We start from the raw sequence: 18,867 nt of genomic DNA, 5'->3' as shown, positions 1-18,867 counted from the left end.
AAGGCATCTCCTTGCTTGAGGTAGCTCAGGGATGTAGGTAATATGGCGATAAATTAACAGGTAGCTGAGAAAAATATGCGAATTTTAGGCATTGAAACCTCGTGTGATGAAACGGGTGTTGCGATTTATGATGATGAAAAAGGGTTATTAGCTCATCAGCTGTATAGCCAAGTAAAACTGCATGCTGATTACGGCGGTGTAGTGCCTGAATTGGCTTCTCGTGATCATGTTAAAAAGACTATTCCGTTGATTAAAGCAGCACTAAATGATGCTGGTTTAACCAAAGATGATATCGATGGGATTGCGTATACTGCTGGCCCTGGTCTAGTGGGCGCCTTACTTGTTGGTTCAACTATTGGTCGAAGCATTGCTTATGCATGGGATGTTCCTGCAATTCCTGTTCATCATATGGAAGGGCATTTGCTTGCTCCGATGCTTGAGGATGAGCCACCAGCATTTCCATTTGTTGCTTTACTTGTTTCTGGTGGTCACACCATGATGGTTGAAGTAAAAGGCATTGGTGAATATCAGATCCTTGGTGAATCTGTGGATGATGCGGCTGGTGAAGCATTTGATAAAACAGCAAAACTGATGGGATTAGATTACCCTGGTGGTCCATTACTTTCTAAATTAGCAGAGAGTGGCACAAAAGGGCGTTTTAAATTTCCACGTCCTATGACCGATCGTCCTGGCTTGGATTTTAGTTTTTCGGGTTTGAAAACATTTGCTGCAAATACGATTCGTGGCAATGAAGATGATCTGCAAACACGAGCTGATATCGCTTTTGCTTTCCAAGAAGCGGTAGTTGATACATTAGCGATTAAATGTCGCCGAGCTTTAAAGCAAACAGGCATGAAACGTTTAGTGATGGCTGGTGGCGTAAGTGCGAATAAATATTTACGTCAAGAACTAGAAATGATGATGAAGAAAATTGGTGGTGAGGTGTATTACCCTAGAACTGAATTTTGTACCGATAATGGTGCCATGATTGCTTATGCTGGAATGCAACGTTTGAAAAACGGCGAAACGACAGATTTAGCGGTTCAAGCTAAACCTCGTTGGCCAATCGATCAGTTAGCGCCAATTAAATAAAAAGTGATCCGTTTGGATCATAAAAGATCGTTATCTATATAAAGGGGCTATTTAGTCCCTTTTTCTTTGCCATATTTTTGTCTCTTTGCCTTCAAAGAAACGTTTTATATTTTCATGATGCTTTAAAACGATTAAGCAAGAGAGCATAGCAACAGGTAAGGTATATTGAGGTTTTACAAGCCAAGTAAATAGAGGGGCAAGTAAAGCGGTGATCATTGAAGCTAATGAAGAGTATCCAGTTACAAGTACAGTGGCGACCCAGCAACCAAATAACATTCCTGTTAAATCTAATCCTATCGGGGCTAACGCTCCAAGAGCGGTCGCAACACCTTTACCACCTTTAAAATGGAAAAAGAGCGGGTACATGTGACCTAAGCAAGCAGAGATCGCAATGATACCAAGCATAAAAGGATTTATTTCAAGAAAGTAACCACCCCATACTGGCAACATTCCTTTTAGGATATCGCATAAGAGGACTAGCCCTGCGGCACTTCTTCCACCAATTCTAAATACATTAGTGGCTCCTGGATTATGAGACCCAGAAGTTCGAGGGTCAGGTAATCCTTTTAATCGGCAAATTAAAACCGCACTAGAGATCGATCCTAGCAGATAGGCGATGATGATCATAATTAGTGCAAGAGGGGTCATGAATGAGCCTTAATTTAAGCGATCGAGAGCGATCAGAAATCATTTTTATAGTATATTGCTCGACACATTAAGCAAAGTAATATCAATATTACGTTGTTTTTCTTTTGATGGGTATCCGACCTCTTAATAAAAAGTGTGATCAAAGATGGATTTAGTATTTATAAAACAGCTTGAAGTAATTACCACCATTGGTGTTTATGAATGGGAACAAGGAATTAAACAAAAGCTCGTATTAGATATTGATATGGCTCACGATAACAAACCAGCAGCAAAATCGGACGATGTTGAGCATTGTTTAAATTATGCAGAAGTGAGCGAAGCGGTAACAGAGTATATTCAAAATGGTCGATTTTTATTAGTTGAACGTGTAGCAGAAGAAATTGCCGAGTTAATCATGACTCGTTTTTCTGTTCCTTGGGTTCGAATTCATTTATCTAAGCCTGGTGCAGTTGTAAATGCGCATAGCGTCGGCGTTGTGATTGAGCGAGGAAGTAAATGATCACAACCTATATTGGCATTGGCTCCAATATTGAACCAGAAAAGCATGTAAAGGCTGCGATAGATGAGTTAAAGCTGTTAGGAAGCATAACTCAAATATCAACCGTATATGAGGCTGAGCCGGTAGGCTTTTCAAGTAATAATTTTTTTAATTTAGTCGCTGAATTAGAAGTTACGTGTTCATTAAGTGAACTTGTAACTCAATTACGTGCGATTGAACTAAAATGGGGAAGATTACCTAATGCACAAAAGAATCAAGATCGAACGTTAGATCTGGATATTTTGTTGTATGGTGATGTGATCTCAAATGATGATCCTAAATTACCGAGAGAGGATCTATTTAAGTTTGCATTTGCTATTTTGCCTCTTGTTGAGCTTAACCCTGATTTAATTGTACCTGGTACAAAAACAACTATTAGTGAGATATGGAATCATTTCACTCACAATCAATCACTCAAACCCGCGTTAATTAACTTAAGGTCTTAATGGAATATCATGACGTACTTTGAAGCTTTCTTTCTTGCTCTTCTGCAAGGATTCACAGAGTTTTTACCTATCTCAAGTTCAGCTCATTTAATTTTACCCTCTGCAATTTTAGGTTGGCCAGATCAAGGTTTAGCTTTTGATGTTGCCGTTCATGTTGGCACATTAGCTGCGGTGGTTATCTACTTTAGAAAAGAAGTGGTGACATTATTAACCGCTTGGGTAGGTTCTATTGTAAAAAAAGAGCATAACAAGGAATCAAATTTGGCTTGGTTAATCGTGTTAGCTACGATTCCAGCGGCTTTATTTGGCTTACTATTTAAAGATTTTATTGAAATATATTTACGTAGTGCATGGGTTATTGCTGCAACAACGATTGTTTTTGGTTTATTGCTTTGGTGGGTTGATAAGAATGCGACGCTAGCAAAAGATGAATACCAGATGACGTGGAAAAAGGCGTTATTTTTAGGCATTGCTCAGGCAATGGCGATGATTCCTGGAACTTCTCGCTCAGGAATCACAATTACCGCAGCGTTGTATCTTGGATTTACTCGTGAGGCTGCGGCACGTTTTTCTTTCCTAATGTCCATTCCAATTATTACACTTGCTGGATCTTATCTTGGTCTTAAATTGGCGATGAGTGATATTTCAATTCACTTAGGCTTATTAAGTACTGGTGTGATTGTTTCTTTTATTAGTGCTTATATCTGTATTCATTTCTTTTTGAAGCTAATTTCAAGTATGGGAATGATGCCGTTTGTTATCTACCGTATCTTATTAGGTTCAAGCCTATTGGTATGGTTAGCTTTGCATTAGAGACTAGAGACTATACGCTTCGCTAACTAGAAACGATAAGAGCAAGTATTGCTAGAGTGACAATGTTCTAGGCTTCAGGATACTATGCTTGCAGGTTTCGGGTGTATTCGGTTTTATTTTCCTGAAACCTGAAACCTGATTTGACCCCAATAAAGTGGACACTCGATCACGAGGATTGAGTGACATGAAAATCAAATCACAACGAAAGTTTTCTAATGAGTTCAAAAGAAACGCAGTTCAACAGTCATTAGACTCTCCAGATACAGTAAAATCAGTGGCGATCTCTATTGGGATCGCTCCTCAGCTATTGGTAAAATGGAGAAGCCAGATGACATCTAAAAAACACACAGTAGCGCCCATTCCTAATAAAGGCCCTGAAAAATCGCTAAAAGAACTAGAGCGTGAGGTTGTCGAACTTAAAAAACGCTTAGCAGATGCGGAGTTGGAGAACGATATCTTAAAAAAGGCGACGGCCTACTTCGAAAGACGAAGAGAATAAGATTTGAGTTTATTTCCAAGTACTCAAGCCCAGTAAGGCCGGTAGTAAAACTTTGTCGCTATCTTGATGTGTCCACTTCAGGGTATTATAAGTGGTTAAATAGAGAGCCTACGCTTCGCGATAGATATAACGCTGAATTGAAGTGTTTTTTAAAAGACGAAAGCGAACGTCAACACTGTGTCCCTGGCTATAGAAAACTCTATGAAGCCGCTATCTCTTATGGTTTTATTTGTAATAAGAAACGGATCCAACGTCTGCTTCAAAGTCTTGGTTATCGTTCCAGAGCGAGTAAGAAGAGGCATGGGTGTGCGCCTAAGCAGAAATTAGGCTTTCCAGCTTTTAATTTACTGGACCGAAAGTTTTCAGTATCACAGCCAAACAGGGTTTGGACTTCAGACATTACTCAGGTCCGATGTAGTGAGGGTTGGCAGTACTTATGTGTTGTATTAGACCTTTACTCAAGAAAGGTCATCAGTTGGTCGACGAGTAGGATTAACAACGCAGAGCTTGTAGTTCGTAGTTTAAAGAAGGCTTGGGAAAGACGTAGACCTGATGGTAGTCAATTGATGTTTCATTCAGACCAAGGAGTTCAGTATACGTCAGAGATGACGATGCGTTGGTTGTACAAGAGAGGAATAACAATCAGTATGTCCCGTAAAGGAAACTGTTGGGATAATGCTTGTTCAGAGAGTTTCTTTGCTCAGTATAAAAAGGAATGGATAAGCTGTTTAGGGCAACTATCAAGAGAAGAGATGACAATGCAAAGTCGACTTTATATCGATGGCTATTATAATCCGATAAGAAGGCATGGGACTCTAGGAGGAAAGAGCCCCATAGATTTTGAGTTAAGTAACTAAAACCCCGTGTCTACTTTTAAGGGGTCATATCAACCTGAAACCTGAAACCTGAAACCTGAAACCTGAAACCTTGGCTTTTATAGTCTCTAGAGCGAAGCGTTCTAGTTTCTAGTCAGCGTAGCGTATAGCTTATTTTATATCTAACTTATCCTTTACCGCTTCAATTCGTCTTTTATTTAACTCGTCTCTGATCTCCTGGCCTTTAAATCCTGCTGCAACCACATCTTTCACTTCCACATTCTTTGCTGCATCAAATGCTGCTTCAAAACGTTGTTTTTGTGGGTAAGGCTGAGTTTCTAACCCCAACCTTCCTGCATGATCAGCTTGGCAGCAAAGTAGTATAGGAGCTAAGCGCTCTGGTTTACGCCATACATCCATTTTATCGAATATTTTAATGAAGGTTTGTGCTCGTAATTCTGCTGCTCTGTGGATATTAGAGTGATGTTCGCATACTAATAGAGCAAGATCTCGATAGTCATTTGGAACACGAACACGATCACACAATCTTTTAATCAGTTTTATACCTGTATGGCAATGCAATTTATGGCTTGGCCATTCTGATTCTGGCGTGACACCTTTCCCAAGGTCATGCACTTGTGCTGCAAAGCGAGTCGGTAAGTCTTGGCTTAATAGAGCCGCTTGCTGAGCAACCATTAGGGTGTGCATTCCAGTATCAATTTCAGGGTGCCATTTTTCTGGTTGCGGTACACCAAATAAAGCATTGAGTTCAGGTAGTACAATAGCAAGTGCACCACACTCTTTTAACGTAGAAAGAAAGATTTCAGGGTGCTGGCTAGATAATGATTTTTGCCATTCTTGCCATACTCGCTCAGCCGTTAAATGAGAGAGTTCACCACTATCCACCAACACTTTCATTAAGTTCATGGTTTCATGGGCAATCGTAAAGCCTAGATGGTGAAAACGAGCAGCAAAACGAGCTACACGTAGAACTCGTAAGGGATCTTCTGTAAATGCACCAGATACGTGACGAAGTGTGCGGTCTATAATGTCTTGTTGGCCGTTATAAGGATCGATGAGTTCACCATTATCAGCTTGAGCGATGGCATTTATGGTAAGGTCTCGGCGTAATAAATCTTCTTCTAATGTAACGTCTGGTTCAGCGTAACAGGTAAATCCTTTATAGCCTTGGCCACTTTTTCGTTCGGTTCGTGCGAGGGCGTATTCTTCTTTAGTTTTCGGGTGCAGGAATACAGGGAAATCTTGTCCAACGGTTTGATAACCTAGAGCTCCCATTTCTTGTGGAGTAGATCCAACAACAACCCAATCCTTATCTTTTACGTCAATATTGAGAAGTGAATCTCGAACTGCACCACCAACTAAATAAATTTTCACGTTTTGTCCTAATCGCTGCCAAGATAAAGAGAACTTTCTTTACTTTCTTACATCCAATGATACCGTGCAAATAGAGTTTTTCGACTTTTTTTCCCATGCTTTGTTTTTGTTGAGCCGATTAGGATAGATTTAACCTTATGTACCAAGATTTTTTTGGCTTTGATGAGCTGCCATTTTCAATGACACCAAATGCGCGATTTCTTTATTTAAGTGATCGTCATAAAGAAGCATTGAATTACCTATTATCTGGTTTAGGGCAAGGTGGTGGTTTTGCATTATTAACAGGAGAGGTAGGGACTGGTAAAACAACAGTTTCAAGAGCGTTATTTTCTCAGTTAGATGAAAAGGTGAATTTAGCTTTAATTTTAAACCCTATGTTTAGTGCTCAAGAGCTATTGGAAGCGATTTGTGATGAATTTGAAATTGCTTATTCTTCTCTTGCTTCATTAAAGCAGCTAACCGATAACATTGTTCACTACTTAAAAAGTGAAAACGAAAAAGGTTATCAGACCATTGTTGCTATCGACGAAGCTCAGCATCTCGGTCCTGATGTTCTTGAGCAGTTGCGTTTATTAACAAACTTTGAAACCGATAGCGATAAGTTATTAAAAGTCTTACTAATTGGTCAACCTGAACTGCAACAAAAACTCCAGCAAACTAACTTACGACAATTAGCGCAGCGAATTACGGCAAGGTATCATTTACTGCCTTTAACGCCTCAAGAAATTGAGCATTATATTACTCATCGTTTGAATGTTGCTGGCGGAGATACCACACTTTTCTCCCCCCCATTAATTAAGAAAATTGCTCAGTATTCAAATGGGATACCTCGTTTAGTTAACTTATTATGTGATAAAGCACTGTGGGTGAGCTATCAAAATGGCAATCAAAAAGTAGATCAAGCGGCGCTTAAAAAAGCAAGTGAGTTGGTTCTTGACTGGCAAGTTGCTTCTACTACTGAACATTCATCTATAAATATTCAAGCGCGTCGCTTTATTCCGTTAGCCGCTATCGGTGTATCGGCTTTGTTGTGCTTTGGCATTTATTCTATGCTGCCTAGTTATTTAGATAAGCATTTTCCAATACAAGAACCAGTTGTTGAAGCGCCTTTAGTGGGGTTTCATGATCAATCTGATGCATTTAAACAGTTACTTTCCGTATGGGGCTACTCTGTCAATTCATTCCAAGCTAACTGTACCAATGCAAAACGTGCGCAATTATATTGTTTAGATGACAATGGATCTTTAAATGATTTGCTTGCTGTGAATCGTCCTGCGGTTGTTTGGTTACAAGAATATTCTGGCGAAGGCCTGCTAGCTATTGTATATCGTGTGAGCTCTAAAGGTGTTGAGTTGTTGCTTCCTTCTAAGCGTGTGGAAGTATCACATCAATGGTTTAGTCGCCACTGGAATGGGGCATACGTGCAATTATGGCAAAAGCCAATAATAACAGAACGCGCAATGCGAAAAGGCGACGAAGGTGCAGCCATTTTTGCTTTAAATCACTTACTTTCAACCGCATTAGAGCAGCCAATGGTTGAGTCAGATCGCTTCGATGAAAAAACGGAACAACAAGTAAAACAGTTTCAGGAAATTTTTGGTTTGAAAGAGGATGGAATTGCTGGTTCTAGTACCTTGATGTGGTTAGATAGTGTTACCAATGCAAATGCTCCGTTATTACAAGGAGAAGATTAATATGTTGTCGAAATCGATATCTCCGGTACTCATTGGAGCAATTATTATCTTACCTCCGTTATCGCTTAGTGCGTATATAGCTTGGCCTTATTACCAAGCCCAGCAACAAGAGATAATTATGCCACCTTCGACCTATACAGAGCTTTCATTTCCAGAGGTAGATACTCAAAAATTACCTATTCAGGCAACGAAACTCGCATTAGTTTCGTCTGTTAAAAATAGGAATAATACGACTGAAGCTCCTTTGGTTTCAGAACCTGAAACAAGGATGCCTGTAAAAAATAAAAGCATGGAAGAGTCTGGTGATTTCAATGTAAATGAGTTGGATCTGTCAGGGTTATCTCCAGAATTAGCCGCTCGATTTGAATCAATATTGAATGATCCTGAGAATGATTATGTTGAGTCAGAAGTTGAAGAGTCGTCAGATACTTATTCTGGTATTGTCGCATTAGATAAAAATGCAGCTCAATTTATCGGGCGTTTACCTGCAATGAATTTTCAAACGCATAACTACACGTCGAAACCAAGCCGCCGTTGGGTAAAAGTTAATGGGAAAGAAGTGAATATTGGTGGACACATTACATCGAATATTTCTTTGTTAGAAATTAACCCAAGAAACGTGGTTGTTGAATTTAAAGGGCAGAAAATTGAAATTCCTGCTCTGTATGAATGGAAAGGGTAATTTGTAACACATACAAAAAAGCTCAGAATAGTCTGAGCTTTTTTATGACATAAAACTTATCGATTAAGACCAACCATTTGGTTTCTTCTTACGACTTGGGATCATGTGTGGCAGTAATAAACCAAACAGTAGACCGATACCAGCGACACCACCACCGTACATAAAGTATTTTAGTAGTAGGTCTTCTTTTTGTGTATCAAGTTTAGCTCGTAGTTCACGAACTTCTGTTTGAGAGCTAATTAGCTGATTATTTACATCGCTGTAGCTTTGCTCTAAATCTTGAATTTGTTTATTACGTTGTTCCAAGCTATCAGCTAACCCTGCTTTTTCATTGTTAGCCGCTTTACGAGCGTTAGCCAGTTGTGTTTTAACTGTAGCCAGTTCTTGTTCAACTTTTGGTAAACGCTCACCTAAACCTGCTTGACGAGAAACAAACTTACTTTCAACCCAGCCTTTACGGCCTTTAGTATCTACGATTTGCGTAAAACCAGTACTTCTGTTACTTGCCAATTGAGTGATTCGATCACCCGCATTAACACTACCAATAATTTTGTATTGGTTGCTTGGACCTGAATGCATGTAAGTAAACAGGTTATCAGAAATATAACGAGTTTGAGCTTGTGCTGGCGCAGCAATAGCCCAAGCAAGTAGAATCAGGCTAATAAAATGCTTCACAATAATATTCCTTTGAAAAATGGACCCTGAATCATTTTGAGATCACCAAGTGTTGATATCTTATCGATTCAAACGAAGCTATAGATACTAAAAATAATTGGGCCCAGATGCAAGAAAAGAGGAGATATTACTCTCCTCTTTGTGCCATTGTTGCAAAATTGATTAAGCTTATGCGCCGATACCAAAGATCGCTTGCATTGCGTAGTAGAAAACTACCGCTAATAACGCACCTGCAGGTAGAGTAACAACCCAAGATGCAACAATGTTACGAACAACACCTAAGTTTAGTGCGCCAATACCACGTGCAAAACCTACACCTAGAACCGCACCAACTAATGTTTGTGTTGTTGAGATTGGAAGACCAGTACCTGACGCTAATACAACCGTTGATGCTGTTGCTAATTGAGCAGCAAAACCACGGCTAGGAGTCAGTTCTGTAATACCAGTACCAACTGTTGCCATTACTTTGTGACCTAAAGTCGCAAGACCAACAACAATACCGATACCACCTAATGGAAGAATCCACCAAGCAATGGTGCTTTTCGCTGTGATTTCGCCCATGTGCTCAACTGTTGAAACAACCGCTGATAGAGGACCAATCGCATTAGCAACATCGTTTGAACCGTGAGCGAAAGCCATCGCACACGCTGTGATAACCATTAGAGTACTGAAGATACTTTCTACGCCAGTAAAACCACGGCTGTCTTTCTCATCGTTTACAGTGTTTGCAAATTTACGAGAAATATACATGTAACCACCAACCATTACTAATGCAGAGATACCTGCAGAAGCAATCCATGCCTCACCATTACTTAGGTGTAAGCCAACATGTTTTAGACCTTTTTTGATCGTAACAAGTGCAATAACCATAGTCGTAATGAACATGTAAACAGGAACAAAACGTTTCGCATTCATCAGTGGCTTATCTGTATCGAATATCAGTCGTTGAGCACTGATAAAGATCATATAAGCAAAGATACCAGAGATAAGCGGGGTAACTAACCAGCTACCAACGATACCTTGAACAGAGCTCCAATCAACCGCTTCAGTACCAACAGCAACACACGCGAAACCAATGATAGCACCAATGATTGAGTGAGTTGTTGATACTGGCCAGCCCATGTAAGAAGCAAGTAATAGCCAAGTACCAGCAGCAAGTAGTGCTGACATCATACCGTAAACTAAAACTTCAGGTTGGCTAGCGAATAGAGAGGTATCAATTACCCCTTTGCGGATTGTATCTGTAACCTCACCACCTGCAAGGTATGCCCCTGCAAATTCGAAGATCATAGCAATGATGATTGCTTGTTTTACTGTTAGTGCTTTAGACCCTACAGATGTGCCCATTGCATTGGCAACATCATTTGCACCAATACCAATAGCCATAAGGAAGCCAAAGAAGGCTGCGATTAAAATAAGGGTCGTGCCGTAGTTAGCAAGAATATCCATTGTATTACCTGTTACTGAATCACAAACTTATGAGCGAGATAGCATTAGTTCTAAACGAGAACCAACACGTTGTGCTTGGTCGGCAATGCCGCCAACCCACTCAAGGATTTTATAAAGGAACATAACATCGATCGGATTGTACTTGTGTTCGATGCTCATGAGTTGTTGGCGCAGTTTAATTTGCAATTCATCAGTATCATCTTCAATGATATCTAATTTATTGATCATCTCTGCAACCAAAGTGACTTCACGTCCTTTAAAGCCTGTTTCCAATAGCTCGTCCAATTCGCTGATCACTTCTTGTGCTTGACTAGCAGCATCTAAACAGCGTTGAACATAAGCTAAAAATGCATCCTGCATGGAGCTTGGAATTTCAAGTTGGCGACCAACAACGCGGCCAGCAATATCTTTAGCTAAGTTAGCAAGTTTATCTTGCTGAGTTAAAAGACCAAGCATATCGGTACGATCAACTGGCATGAATAAACCGCGTGGAAGCTTCAAACGGATTTCACGTTTTAATACATCCGCTTCTTTCTCTAAATGAGAAATCTGCGTACGAATTTCATTCGCTTTTTCCCAATCACCTTTTGTGCACGTTTCGAAAAACGGAACAAGAAGTGAGCAGCATTCATTGACACAAACAACGTGACGCTGCAAAGGTTTCATAGGGGACTTTGCGAATAACCCCATAATAGTATTTACTGGCATGGTTTCTTAACCTATAAAACAAGCACCTAATGGTGATTTGTTAGACGATGGCCATAAAGGCGCGAATGTTAACCCAATCCTAGACTCAATAAAACTACTTTAGATCATGGTTTGGGCATTATTTCTTGCTTGATACCGAACAGTTTAAGCCATATCCTTGGAAAGACAACGGTTATGAGGTCATTATGGAAACTGAAATAGAATTGAAATTTTTTGTATTTCCTGAGTTTGTAGACACTATTATAGACAAAATTTCAGGCGCGAAAGTCATAGAACAAAGCTGTCTTAACCTAGGAAACATCTATTTTGATACTCCTGAACAGCATCTTCGTAAGCATGATACTGGACTTAGAATCCGACGATTTAATGATGAACGCATTCAAACATTAAAGACTGCGGGAAGAGTTGTTGCCGGTTTGCATCAACGACCAGAATACAATGCAGATCACGATTCTGACATTCCAAATGTGTATTTACATCCTTCCGATGCATGGCCTGATGACATTGCTTTAGAAGATCTTCAGCAGCAACTTTCTCCTCTTTTTTCTACCAATTTTGTTCGTCAACAATGGTTAGTTGCTATGCCTGATGGCAGTGAAATTGAATTGGCATTTGACCAAGGTGAAGTGATTTCAGGTGATAAAACTACACCGATTTGTGAAGTGGAGTTAGAACTGAAATCGGGTCAAACTGATGCATTATTTACCCTAGCTCGTGATTTGTGTAGCTCTGGCGGAATGCGATTGGGCAACCAAAGTAAAGCGGCAAAAGGGTATCGTTTAGCGATGGATACGCCTGCGGATAGCGTAAAACCGTTAACCTTAGTAAGAACCGAATCAAGTGATAGTGTAGAAACGTGCTTTGTTAATTCTCTAGAGCATGCATTGTCACATTGGCATTATCATGAACAAATTTATATCGATACTCAGGATAAATTAGCACTACAAGAAATTCGCATTGCTATCGCATTCTTGCGACAAATCTTCTTGGTATTTGGTGAAATGGTACCTAAACGAGCCAGTGAATTATTACGCCAAGAGCTAAAGTGGTTAGAAGAAGAGTTGCACTGGCTGGATGAATCTGAACACCTTGAGTATTTAATTGAAGAAAAAGGCAATGTATTAAGAAAACTAGATGCTCGTAAGTTTTTAGTTGCTAGCTTAAAAGAGAGTGCAGAAGCATTACCTACAACCGATGAAATGATGAAATTATTAATGTCGGCTCGTTATTGTGGTCTCTTACTTGATTTAAGTCGTTGGATATTAACTCGTGATTGGCAGCCTTTCCTTGATGATAAAAAACGTCAAGTGCTGCAAGAGTCTATCGATAGTCATTCAGGTATATTGCTTGATCGTACTTGGGAGGCGTTAGACTCTGCATTTTCTACAGAGAACCAATTATTACCTGTTGATTACTTTAAACAGAAAATGCGTTTGCGTCGTAATTTGATGACAGGAACTTGCTTTGCTCTAATTTATGATGAAGAGCGAAGAAAAGGATTCCGATTGCCTTGGCTGGATTTATTGCAAGGCATTGGTGATTTGATGAGTTTAGAGCCATTACGTTCACGAGTGCAACTTCTGGAAGATGAAGAAGAGAAAGAACAACTTGGACGTTGGTTGTTGCGCCAAGAGCGATCAATCTTGCATGCTATGGAGCAAACTCGTCGTGCAGGGCTTGAGTATCCTCCTTATTGGCAATAGCCGTACTAGTTCTTAGTTAACTAAGAGTTAGACCTAACAGAAAAGAGAAGTCATCACCCTATATTAGGGCTGATTACTTCTCTTTTTTATTTTCCATTAACTCAATTTTTTTCAGAATTTCAGCTTGCTGTTGTAAGAGTAAATTGATTTTTTCATCTCTTTCTCGCTTTTCTTGTTGCTCATGCCGTCTTTGCTCTAGTTTCGCAGGCTCTGTAATGATCGATGTTATTAAGCCTGAGATCATACCGAAAATACCAACACCCGATAGAATAATCATTACGGCTAAAATTTTACCAGCCACTGTTATTGGATAATGATCGCCATAACCAACCGTTGAAATGGTTACAAAGGCCCACCATATAGCATCCCCTGCGGTTTGTATGTTTGCATTAGGGTTATTGCCTTCAAACATCAGCATAAAGACAGAACCTAAAGAAATGAGCGTGACCATCAATACTAAAATAGAGGCAATAGTGGCTTCTTTACGATTTGAACGGATTTGTTTTAGTAATGATTGGCTAGATCGTAGTAAACGGAAAACACGCAAAATATGAAAAATACGAGCATAGCGAACAGGTTCAATAATCGGAATGCTAGCAACAAAATCTATCCAATGCTCTTTCAGATATTGTGTTTTATGTTTTGTACGGAATAAGTCTAGAGATAGTTGAAATAAAAAGAGTGCGCAGATAATAGTATCAAGTGCGATCAGTATGGTGCGGCTATTATGTTCTAGTGGTACAAACAGTAAGCTAGAGATCACAATTAGCGATAAAAAGGAAAGTATCAGTGACATTAAGCTCATCGGTTTAAGGTCAACTTTGTTATGATTCATCATAATTATTTATGCATTTCCGTTAAAAACAAAATTGATGTGTGTATCTGCATGAAGTATTTTTATCATGCACTAAAAAATTTAATTCTGAAAGGTTGCGGGAGAAACTATGTCAGTAATAACGTTTAAGCCATGGGAAAGGCTAGTCACCGATATTAAACTGGTACCAAAATTGGTCATGTTAATGGTATTTAGTACTATATTATTGGTAACGAAACAGTTATGGGATGCAAACACATTTTATCAATCCGTTATTACTATTCAGAAAGAGCGAGCACAAGAATCAGCAATGGCGAATGCTGAACTTGTTAATCGCCTACTTAATTATAACGCTGAAGGAAAAGAGTTAGCTGCAGAAGCCATCACAATTCAAGCTAAGGGGTGGAAAGACGGTAACTACATTTATGTTATTGACCGTGATACAGGTAAAGTCTTTGGGCATCAATCAGCGACATCACTGTCATCTTTGACTCAATCGTTAGACGACGGTGGGTCATTGCAGAAAGTATTTGAACAACTCACTTCTAATAAAACCTATTCATTACTTGATCACACTCGATATGAGTCAGCGGTGAAAGTTCCAGACCATAATTGGGTTGTTGTGGCCTCTCAATCAGCCAGTGTTGCAGAACAATATTATCAAGATTATCTCACTCAAGTGATCTGGCAAACCTTGGCAATGATTGTGTCATTCATGGTTATTTTACTTGGTGCTTCAAGCATTATGTTGCGACAAATGAAATATTTGAATACATCAATGAAGCAGATCGCGGAGCAAAATTTATCAGAGCCAGTAGAGATGAACTGTAAAGATGAATTTGGTGATTTAGCAAGAGAGTTGAATAAAACACGATTACAACTAAAGAGTGTTGTTGAGACTCAGTTATCAGCTTCTCAAGAGCTAGCGGGTCTAACTGAAGTCATGACTATCAGTATGGAAGGCACAAAAGAAGCGGCTCAAGAGGAGTTTGCAGAAATTGACCAACTAGCAACGGCGATGAGTGAAATGAACTCAACGGTTCAAAATGTGGCAGAGAATGCACGTAATGCCTCTATTGGAACTGAGCAAGCTCAATCTCAAGCGAAAATTGGTCAAGAATTTGTTGAAGGTACAATTGTTAAGATCCAAGCATTGTCTGGCGATATTGCTGCCTCAGCAGAAGTGGTAAATCAAGTTGAAGAACGAGTGGTTTCTATTAGCTCTGTTGTTGAAACCATTCGTGGTATTTCAGAACAAACTAACTTACTTGCTCTTAATGCGGCAATTGAAGCTGCTCGTGCTGGTGATGCTGGCCGTGGTTTTGCTGTTGTTGCTGATGAAGTGAGAAATCTTGCTCAAAGCACTCAAGGAGCAACAGTCGAAATTCAAGACATGATCACGCAACTTCAAAATAGTGCTAATCAAGCAGTAGAGTTGATGGAAAAAAGCGTAGTTGAAGCTGCGGAAGGCGTTGAACTTGTTACGAATGCAGGATCTGAACTCGATCGTATTGTTGAGCAAGTAAATAAAATCAACGAAATGAATTTTCAGATCGCAAGTGCGGCCGACCAGCAAAGCAGTGTTGCGGAGGAAATGGATCAAAACCTAACGAATGTTAGAGAGTTGGTTGATGCTTCTGTTGTGGTGATGACTGAGTTAACTGAAACCTCAGAAGAAATGCAGAAAAATGCAGAAGAGTTAGAGTCAAAAATGAAGGTTTTTAAAATCTAGCCTGTCCTGTTTTAAAATTAATAACGCCTACACTCCAGTTGTAGGCGTTTTTGTTTGCGGCTAAAACTAAAATTTGGCACAGTGTTATTTGCTCTATGTACTATGTGACTAATCCAAATAAGTATATGGCTATTTTACTTGTTAACATAACCGATTCATTTATTCGCTTGAATTGGTATGAATGGAATTTTCGATAAGGAATATCATGTCTTTGCCATCATCTCTACTTTCTCTCGCTGAACATCGTTTGCAAGAGCTTACATATCTTGACCATATTCAATCGTGGCCAGAAGCGTTTAAAACTCAATTAATGATAGCTTTGGGATGCAGTGATTTTCTTCATGAAGCGTTTGAACAAGATGAATATCTTTGTCAGCATTTTCCAAGTTTATTCGAGGTGGAGTGCCGTAGTGAACAATATCGAGAATTATTACAAGCCCAGTTAGTCAAATGTACCGATGAAAATAGCTTAATGCGGGAGCTTCGCTATTTTCGTCGTAGAGAGATGAGTTACATTGCATGGCAGGATTTTAATTTAGCTCACAATGAAATATCCAATTGGTCATTAGAGCAAAGTTTATCTCACTTATCTTTACTGGCTGAAGCCCTAATTGTTGAGTCTTATCAATGGTTATATAAGCAAGCGTGTATTGATTGGGGAACACCTAAGAACGAGAAAGGTGAAGAGCAACCCATGCTCATTATTGGCATGGGGAAATTGGGTGGTGGAGAGTTGAACTTCTCATCCGATATTGATTTGATTTTTACTTATCCTGAAAACGGTGAGACAGAAGGCGCTCGCCGTAGCATTGCCAATGCGCAATTTTTTACTCGATTAGGTCAAAAGCTGATTAAAGCATTAGATCAAAAGACCTTTGATGGTTTCTGTTATCGAGTTGATTTACGACTTCGCCCATTTGGAGACAGTGGACCATTAGTCATGAGTTACGCTGCGTTGGAAGATTATTATCAAGAGCAAGGGCGTGACTGGGAACGTTACGCAATGATAAAAGCGCGAGTAATGGGTAAAGAAACGTATAGCCATTATCAAGAACTTCGCCAAATGCTGCGTCCCTTTGTTTTCCGTCGCTATATTGATTTTGGTGCCATTCAAGCATTACGTCGAATGAAATCCATGATCACCAGTGAAGTCCGCCGTCGTGGATTAAGTAACAATATTAAATTAGGCGCAGGTGGTATTCGAGAAGTTGAGTTCATTGCTCAAGTATTCCAACTCATTCGTGGTGGGCGTGAACCGTCATTACGTGGTCGTGGGTTATTAGAAACCTTATTTGCGATTAAAGAATTAGGGCAACTTTCTGTTTCAGATGTTGATACCTTGATGGTGGGGTATTGTTTTTTAAGACGTTTAGAAAACCTGTTACAAGCCATCAATGACAAACAAACGCAGACGTTACCTGATGATGAAAGAGATCAAATGCGTTTAGCTTTTGCGATGGGAATGCAAGATTGGCCAACCTTGTATGCTGAAATACAGCGACACATGACGTCAATTAATGCGGTGTTTCATGACCTGATTGGCGATGACGACGACGAGTCAGAGAACAGTATCGATTCATCCTACCGTGAGTTATGGGATATGGCTCATAACAAAGAAGTACTAGAACACATTCTCGAAGAGCTCAATCCAGAGCAATCAGTACAACTCACTAATCAGATTATTGATTTTAAAGGTGAGCTTAAAAAGAAAACCTTAGGGCCAAGAGGGCGAGATGCGATTACGCATTTAATGCCGAAATTGTTCAATATTGTGATTCAGCGAGAAGACGCAGCAGATACTTTACCTCGCTTAACTAAATTGATTCAGGCCATTGCAACTCGAACGACGTATCTGGAACTATTGGATGAACATAATGGAGCACTGCAGCATTTAGTTCGTTTGTGTTCAGCAAGTCCAATGGTTGCAGAGCAATTAACGCGATATCCAATATTATTAGATGAACTATTGGACATTAATCAACTCTATAATCCTATTGAATTAAGCCAATATAAAGTCGAATTGCGAGAGTTTTTAGCTCGTATTCCTGAAGATGACATGGAACAGCAAATGGAAGCGTTGCGCCAGTTTAAGCAAATATGTTTGCTTAGAATTGCCGCATCGGATATTGCTGGTGGGTTATCGTTAATGAAAGTGAGTGATCACTTAACTTATCTATCAGAAGCAATAGTAGAAGCGGTTGTAAACCAAGCTTGGTTACAAGTAACAGAGAAGTTTGGTGAACCCTCTCATTTAGATGGTAGAGATAGTAAAGGTTTTGCGGTTATTGGTTATGGTAAAGTGGGTGGATGGGAGTTAGGTTATAACTCTGATCTGGATATCGTATTCATGCACGATTGTGATGTTAATACGTATACCAATGGTAAAAAAGAGATTGATGGTCGCCAATTTTATTTACGATTAGCGCAGCGCATTATTCATATTTTTTCAGTTCGTACCGCATCAGGCATTTTGTATGAAGTGGATACTCGTTTGCGTCCATCTGGCGCATCGGGTCTGCTCGTTAGTACGAGTGAGGCGTTTGATGAATACCAAAGAGAAGATGCGTGGACATGGGAACATCAAGCTTTGGTTCGAGCTCGTATGATTTATGGCGATGAACAATTGCAACAAGCTTTTAGAACCACGCGGCATGAGATTTTGTGCTTAGAGCGAGAAGATGAAAAGCTAAAACAAGATGTTCTTGATATGCGAGAAAAAATGCGTGATCACCTTGGTGGGAAAAAAGCACATCGCTTCATGATTAAGCAAGATGCTGGGGGAATTACAGATATTGAGTTTTTGGCACAATATCTTGTTTTGAAATACAGCCATACGCTTCCAAAGTTAACCCATTGGTCAGATAACGTTAGAATATTTGAAAGTTTTGCTCAGCAAGATGTGATGGACAATGGCACTGCAAATGAGCTCATTGAGGCTTATTGCACATTAAGAAATGAAATACATCACCGTAATTTACTCGGCTTTGATGCCGACGTTGAAGACGATAAATTCAGTGATGAAAGAAACGCCGTAATAAAAGCTTGGGAGCATTGGCTTAAATAATAGTTAACGTTAGGTTTAAAACGACTAAGTTGGCGTAGAACTTGCGTAAATGCTACCATTTGTAACAGTAGATTTTTTATAAATAGTTCGAACCAATAAT

Annotated in this window: 16 protein-coding genes; 10 read left to right on the top strand and 6 right to left on the bottom strand. The window is 39.6% G+C overall.

What is annotated here, in order from left to right:
* Positions 1 to 75 precede the first annotated feature (75 nt).
* Positions 76 to 1,092 carry a tRNA (adenosine(37)-N6)-threonylcarbamoyltransferase complex transferase subunit TsaD gene (gene tsaD, locus AVFI_RS11805; RefSeq protein ID WP_054775336.1) on the top strand — a complete coding sequence of 339 codons (1,017 nt, stop codon included), beginning with the start codon at positions 76 to 78 and terminating at the stop codon, positions 1,090 to 1,092.
* A 51-nt stretch (positions 1,093 to 1,143) separates the two neighbouring features.
* Here tsaD and plsY read toward each other — a convergent pair whose 3' ends face one another.
* Positions 1,144 to 1,740, bottom strand: a complete 597-nt coding sequence (gene plsY, locus AVFI_RS11800) for a glycerol-3-phosphate 1-O-acyltransferase PlsY (protein WP_017020009.1) — start codon at positions 1,738 to 1,740, stop codon at positions 1,144 to 1,146.
* A gap of 145 nt (positions 1,741 to 1,885) precedes the next feature.
* On the opposite strand from plsY, the gene folB reads away from it, so the two are divergent.
* The 4 genes from folB to AVFI_RS11780 all read left to right on the top strand — a co-directional run bounded on the left by folB (position 1,886) and on the right by AVFI_RS11780 (position 4,893).
* Entirely contained in the window at positions 1,886 to 2,239 is a 354-nt protein-coding gene (gene folB, locus AVFI_RS11795; RefSeq protein WP_005421018.1) for a bifunctional dihydroneopterin aldolase/7,8-dihydroneopterin epimerase, read from the top strand.
* On the top strand, positions 2,236 to 2,724 hold the full coding sequence (gene folK, locus AVFI_RS11790; protein WP_017020010.1) for a 2-amino-4-hydroxy-6-hydroxymethyldihydropteridine diphosphokinase: 489 nt from the start codon (positions 2,236 to 2,238) through the stop codon (positions 2,722 to 2,724). Before folB ends, folK begins: the two co-directional genes overlap by 4 nt.
* 9 nt (positions 2,725 to 2,733) lie before the next feature.
* Entirely contained in the window at positions 2,734 to 3,537 is an 804-nt protein-coding gene (locus AVFI_RS11785; RefSeq protein ID WP_012533074.1) for an undecaprenyl-diphosphate phosphatase, read from the top strand.
* A 184-nt stretch (positions 3,538 to 3,721) separates the two neighbouring features.
* Positions 3,722 to 4,893 (top strand): IS3 family transposase gene (locus AVFI_RS11780; protein ID WP_139073841.1). Its coding sequence is split into 2 segments (ribosomal slippage): positions 3,722 to 3,992 and positions 3,992 to 4,893, totalling 1,173 coding nucleotides; the frame shifts between segments, so codons are not numbered across the junction.
* A gap of 129 nt (positions 4,894 to 5,022) precedes the next feature.
* Here AVFI_RS11780 and AVFI_RS11775 read toward each other — a convergent pair.
* Positions 5,023 to 6,246 (bottom strand): multifunctional CCA addition/repair protein, encoded by a 1,224-nt coding sequence (locus AVFI_RS11775; protein ID WP_188863593.1) that lies wholly within the window; start codon positions 6,244 to 6,246, stop codon positions 5,023 to 5,025.
* Between the two features lie 137 nt (positions 6,247 to 6,383).
* Between AVFI_RS11775 and AVFI_RS11770 the strand changes: the two genes are divergently transcribed.
* Positions 6,384 to 7,940, top strand: coding sequence for an ExeA family protein (locus AVFI_RS11770; RefSeq protein WP_012533328.1), 1,557 nt, complete (start codon positions 6,384 to 6,386; stop codon positions 7,938 to 7,940).
* A 1-nt stretch (position 7,941) separates the two neighbouring features.
* The gene (locus AVFI_RS11765; RefSeq protein WP_054775666.1) at positions 7,942 to 8,622 is read left to right on the top strand and encodes a general secretion pathway protein GspB; all 681 of its coding nucleotides are present in this window, start codon (positions 7,942 to 7,944) and stop codon (positions 8,620 to 8,622) included.
* Positions 8,623 to 8,685: 63 nt separating this feature from the next.
* On the opposite strand, the gene AVFI_RS11760 is transcribed toward AVFI_RS11765, so the two are convergent.
* The 3 genes from AVFI_RS11760 to AVFI_RS11750 all read right to left on the bottom strand — a co-directional run bounded on the left by AVFI_RS11760 (position 8,686) and on the right by AVFI_RS11750 (position 11,454).
* A complete protein-coding gene (locus AVFI_RS11760; protein ID WP_012533660.1) occupies positions 8,686 to 9,297 on the bottom strand; it encodes a TIGR04211 family SH3 domain-containing protein in 612 nt (203 codons plus the stop codon).
* A 168-nt stretch (positions 9,298 to 9,465) separates the two neighbouring features.
* Positions 9,466 to 10,746, bottom strand: coding sequence for an inorganic phosphate transporter (locus AVFI_RS11755; protein ID WP_005421003.1), 1,281 nt, complete (start codon positions 10,744 to 10,746; stop codon positions 9,466 to 9,468).
* A 27-nt stretch (positions 10,747 to 10,773) separates the two neighbouring features.
* The gene (locus AVFI_RS11750; protein ID WP_005421000.1) at positions 10,774 to 11,454 is read right to left on the bottom strand and encodes a TIGR00153 family protein; all 681 of its coding nucleotides are present in this window, start codon (positions 11,452 to 11,454) and stop codon (positions 10,774 to 10,776) included.
* A gap of 185 nt (positions 11,455 to 11,639) precedes the next feature.
* Here AVFI_RS11750 and AVFI_RS11745 point away from each other — a divergent pair, with 185 nt between their 5' ends.
* Complete coding sequence (locus AVFI_RS11745) at positions 11,640 to 13,157, top strand: CYTH and CHAD domain-containing protein (RefSeq protein ID WP_005420998.1); 1,518 nt, start codon at positions 11,640 to 11,642, stop codon at positions 13,155 to 13,157.
* Between the two features lie 73 nt (positions 13,158 to 13,230).
* On the opposite strand, the gene AVFI_RS11740 is transcribed toward AVFI_RS11745, so the two are convergent.
* Positions 13,231 to 13,995, bottom strand: coding sequence for an ion transporter (locus AVFI_RS11740; protein ID WP_012532909.1), 765 nt, complete (start codon positions 13,993 to 13,995; stop codon positions 13,231 to 13,233).
* Positions 13,996 to 14,101: 106 nt separating this feature from the next.
* Between AVFI_RS11740 and AVFI_RS11735 the strand changes: the two genes are divergently transcribed.
* Entirely contained in the window at positions 14,102 to 15,703 is a 1,602-nt protein-coding gene (locus AVFI_RS11735; RefSeq protein WP_054775667.1) for a methyl-accepting chemotaxis protein, read from the top strand.
* 205 nt (positions 15,704 to 15,908) lie between these two features.
* On the top strand, positions 15,909 to 18,767 hold the full coding sequence (gene glnE, locus AVFI_RS11730) for a bifunctional [glutamate--ammonia ligase]-adenylyl-L-tyrosine phosphorylase/[glutamate--ammonia-ligase] adenylyltransferase (RefSeq protein WP_188863592.1): 2,859 nt from the start codon (positions 15,909 to 15,911) through the stop codon (positions 18,765 to 18,767).
* Positions 18,768 to 18,867: the final 100 nt, after the last annotated feature.

The organism is Aliivibrio fischeri ATCC 7744 = JCM 18803 = DSM 507, from assembly GCF_023983475.1.
Taxonomy (GTDB): Bacteria; Pseudomonadota; Gammaproteobacteria; order Enterobacterales; family Vibrionaceae; genus Aliivibrio; species Aliivibrio fischeri.
Note: the sequence above shows the minus strand (reverse complement) of the source record. Positions and strands in the feature narration are given on the sequence as shown.

Coding starts and splice junctions, on each gene's coding strand:
- AVFI_RS11755 (WP_005421003.1), bottom strand. CDS start 10,746: ATGGATATTCTTGCTAACTACGGCACGACCCTTATTTTAATCGCAGCC.
- folK (WP_017020010.1), top strand. CDS start 2,236: ATGATCACAACCTATATTGGCATTGGCTCCAATATTGAACCAGAAAAG.
- AVFI_RS11750 (WP_005421000.1), bottom strand. CDS start 11,454: ATGCCAGTAAATACTATTATGGGGTTATTCGCAAAGTCCCCTATGAAA.
- AVFI_RS11745 (WP_005420998.1), top strand. CDS start 11,640: ATGGAAACTGAAATAGAATTGAAATTTTTTGTATTTCCTGAGTTTGTA.
- AVFI_RS11785 (WP_012533074.1), top strand. CDS start 2,734: ATGACGTACTTTGAAGCTTTCTTTCTTGCTCTTCTGCAAGGATTCACA.
- glnE (WP_188863592.1), top strand. CDS start 15,909: ATGTCTTTGCCATCATCTCTACTTTCTCTCGCTGAACATCGTTTGCAA.
- AVFI_RS11735 (WP_054775667.1), top strand. CDS start 14,102: ATGTCAGTAATAACGTTTAAGCCATGGGAAAGGCTAGTCACCGATATT.
- AVFI_RS11770 (WP_012533328.1), top strand. CDS start 6,384: ATGTACCAAGATTTTTTTGGCTTTGATGAGCTGCCATTTTCAATGACA.
- AVFI_RS11765 (WP_054775666.1), top strand. CDS start 7,942: ATGTTGTCGAAATCGATATCTCCGGTACTCATTGGAGCAATTATTATC.
- plsY (WP_017020009.1), bottom strand. CDS start 1,740: ATGACCCCTCTTGCACTAATTATGATCATCATCGCCTATCTGCTAGGA.
- AVFI_RS11740 (WP_012532909.1), bottom strand. CDS start 13,995: ATGATGAATCATAACAAAGTTGACCTTAAACCGATGAGCTTAATGTCA.
- tsaD (WP_054775336.1), top strand. CDS start 76: ATGCGAATTTTAGGCATTGAAACCTCGTGTGATGAAACGGGTGTTGCG.
- folB (WP_005421018.1), top strand. CDS start 1,886: ATGGATTTAGTATTTATAAAACAGCTTGAAGTAATTACCACCATTGGT.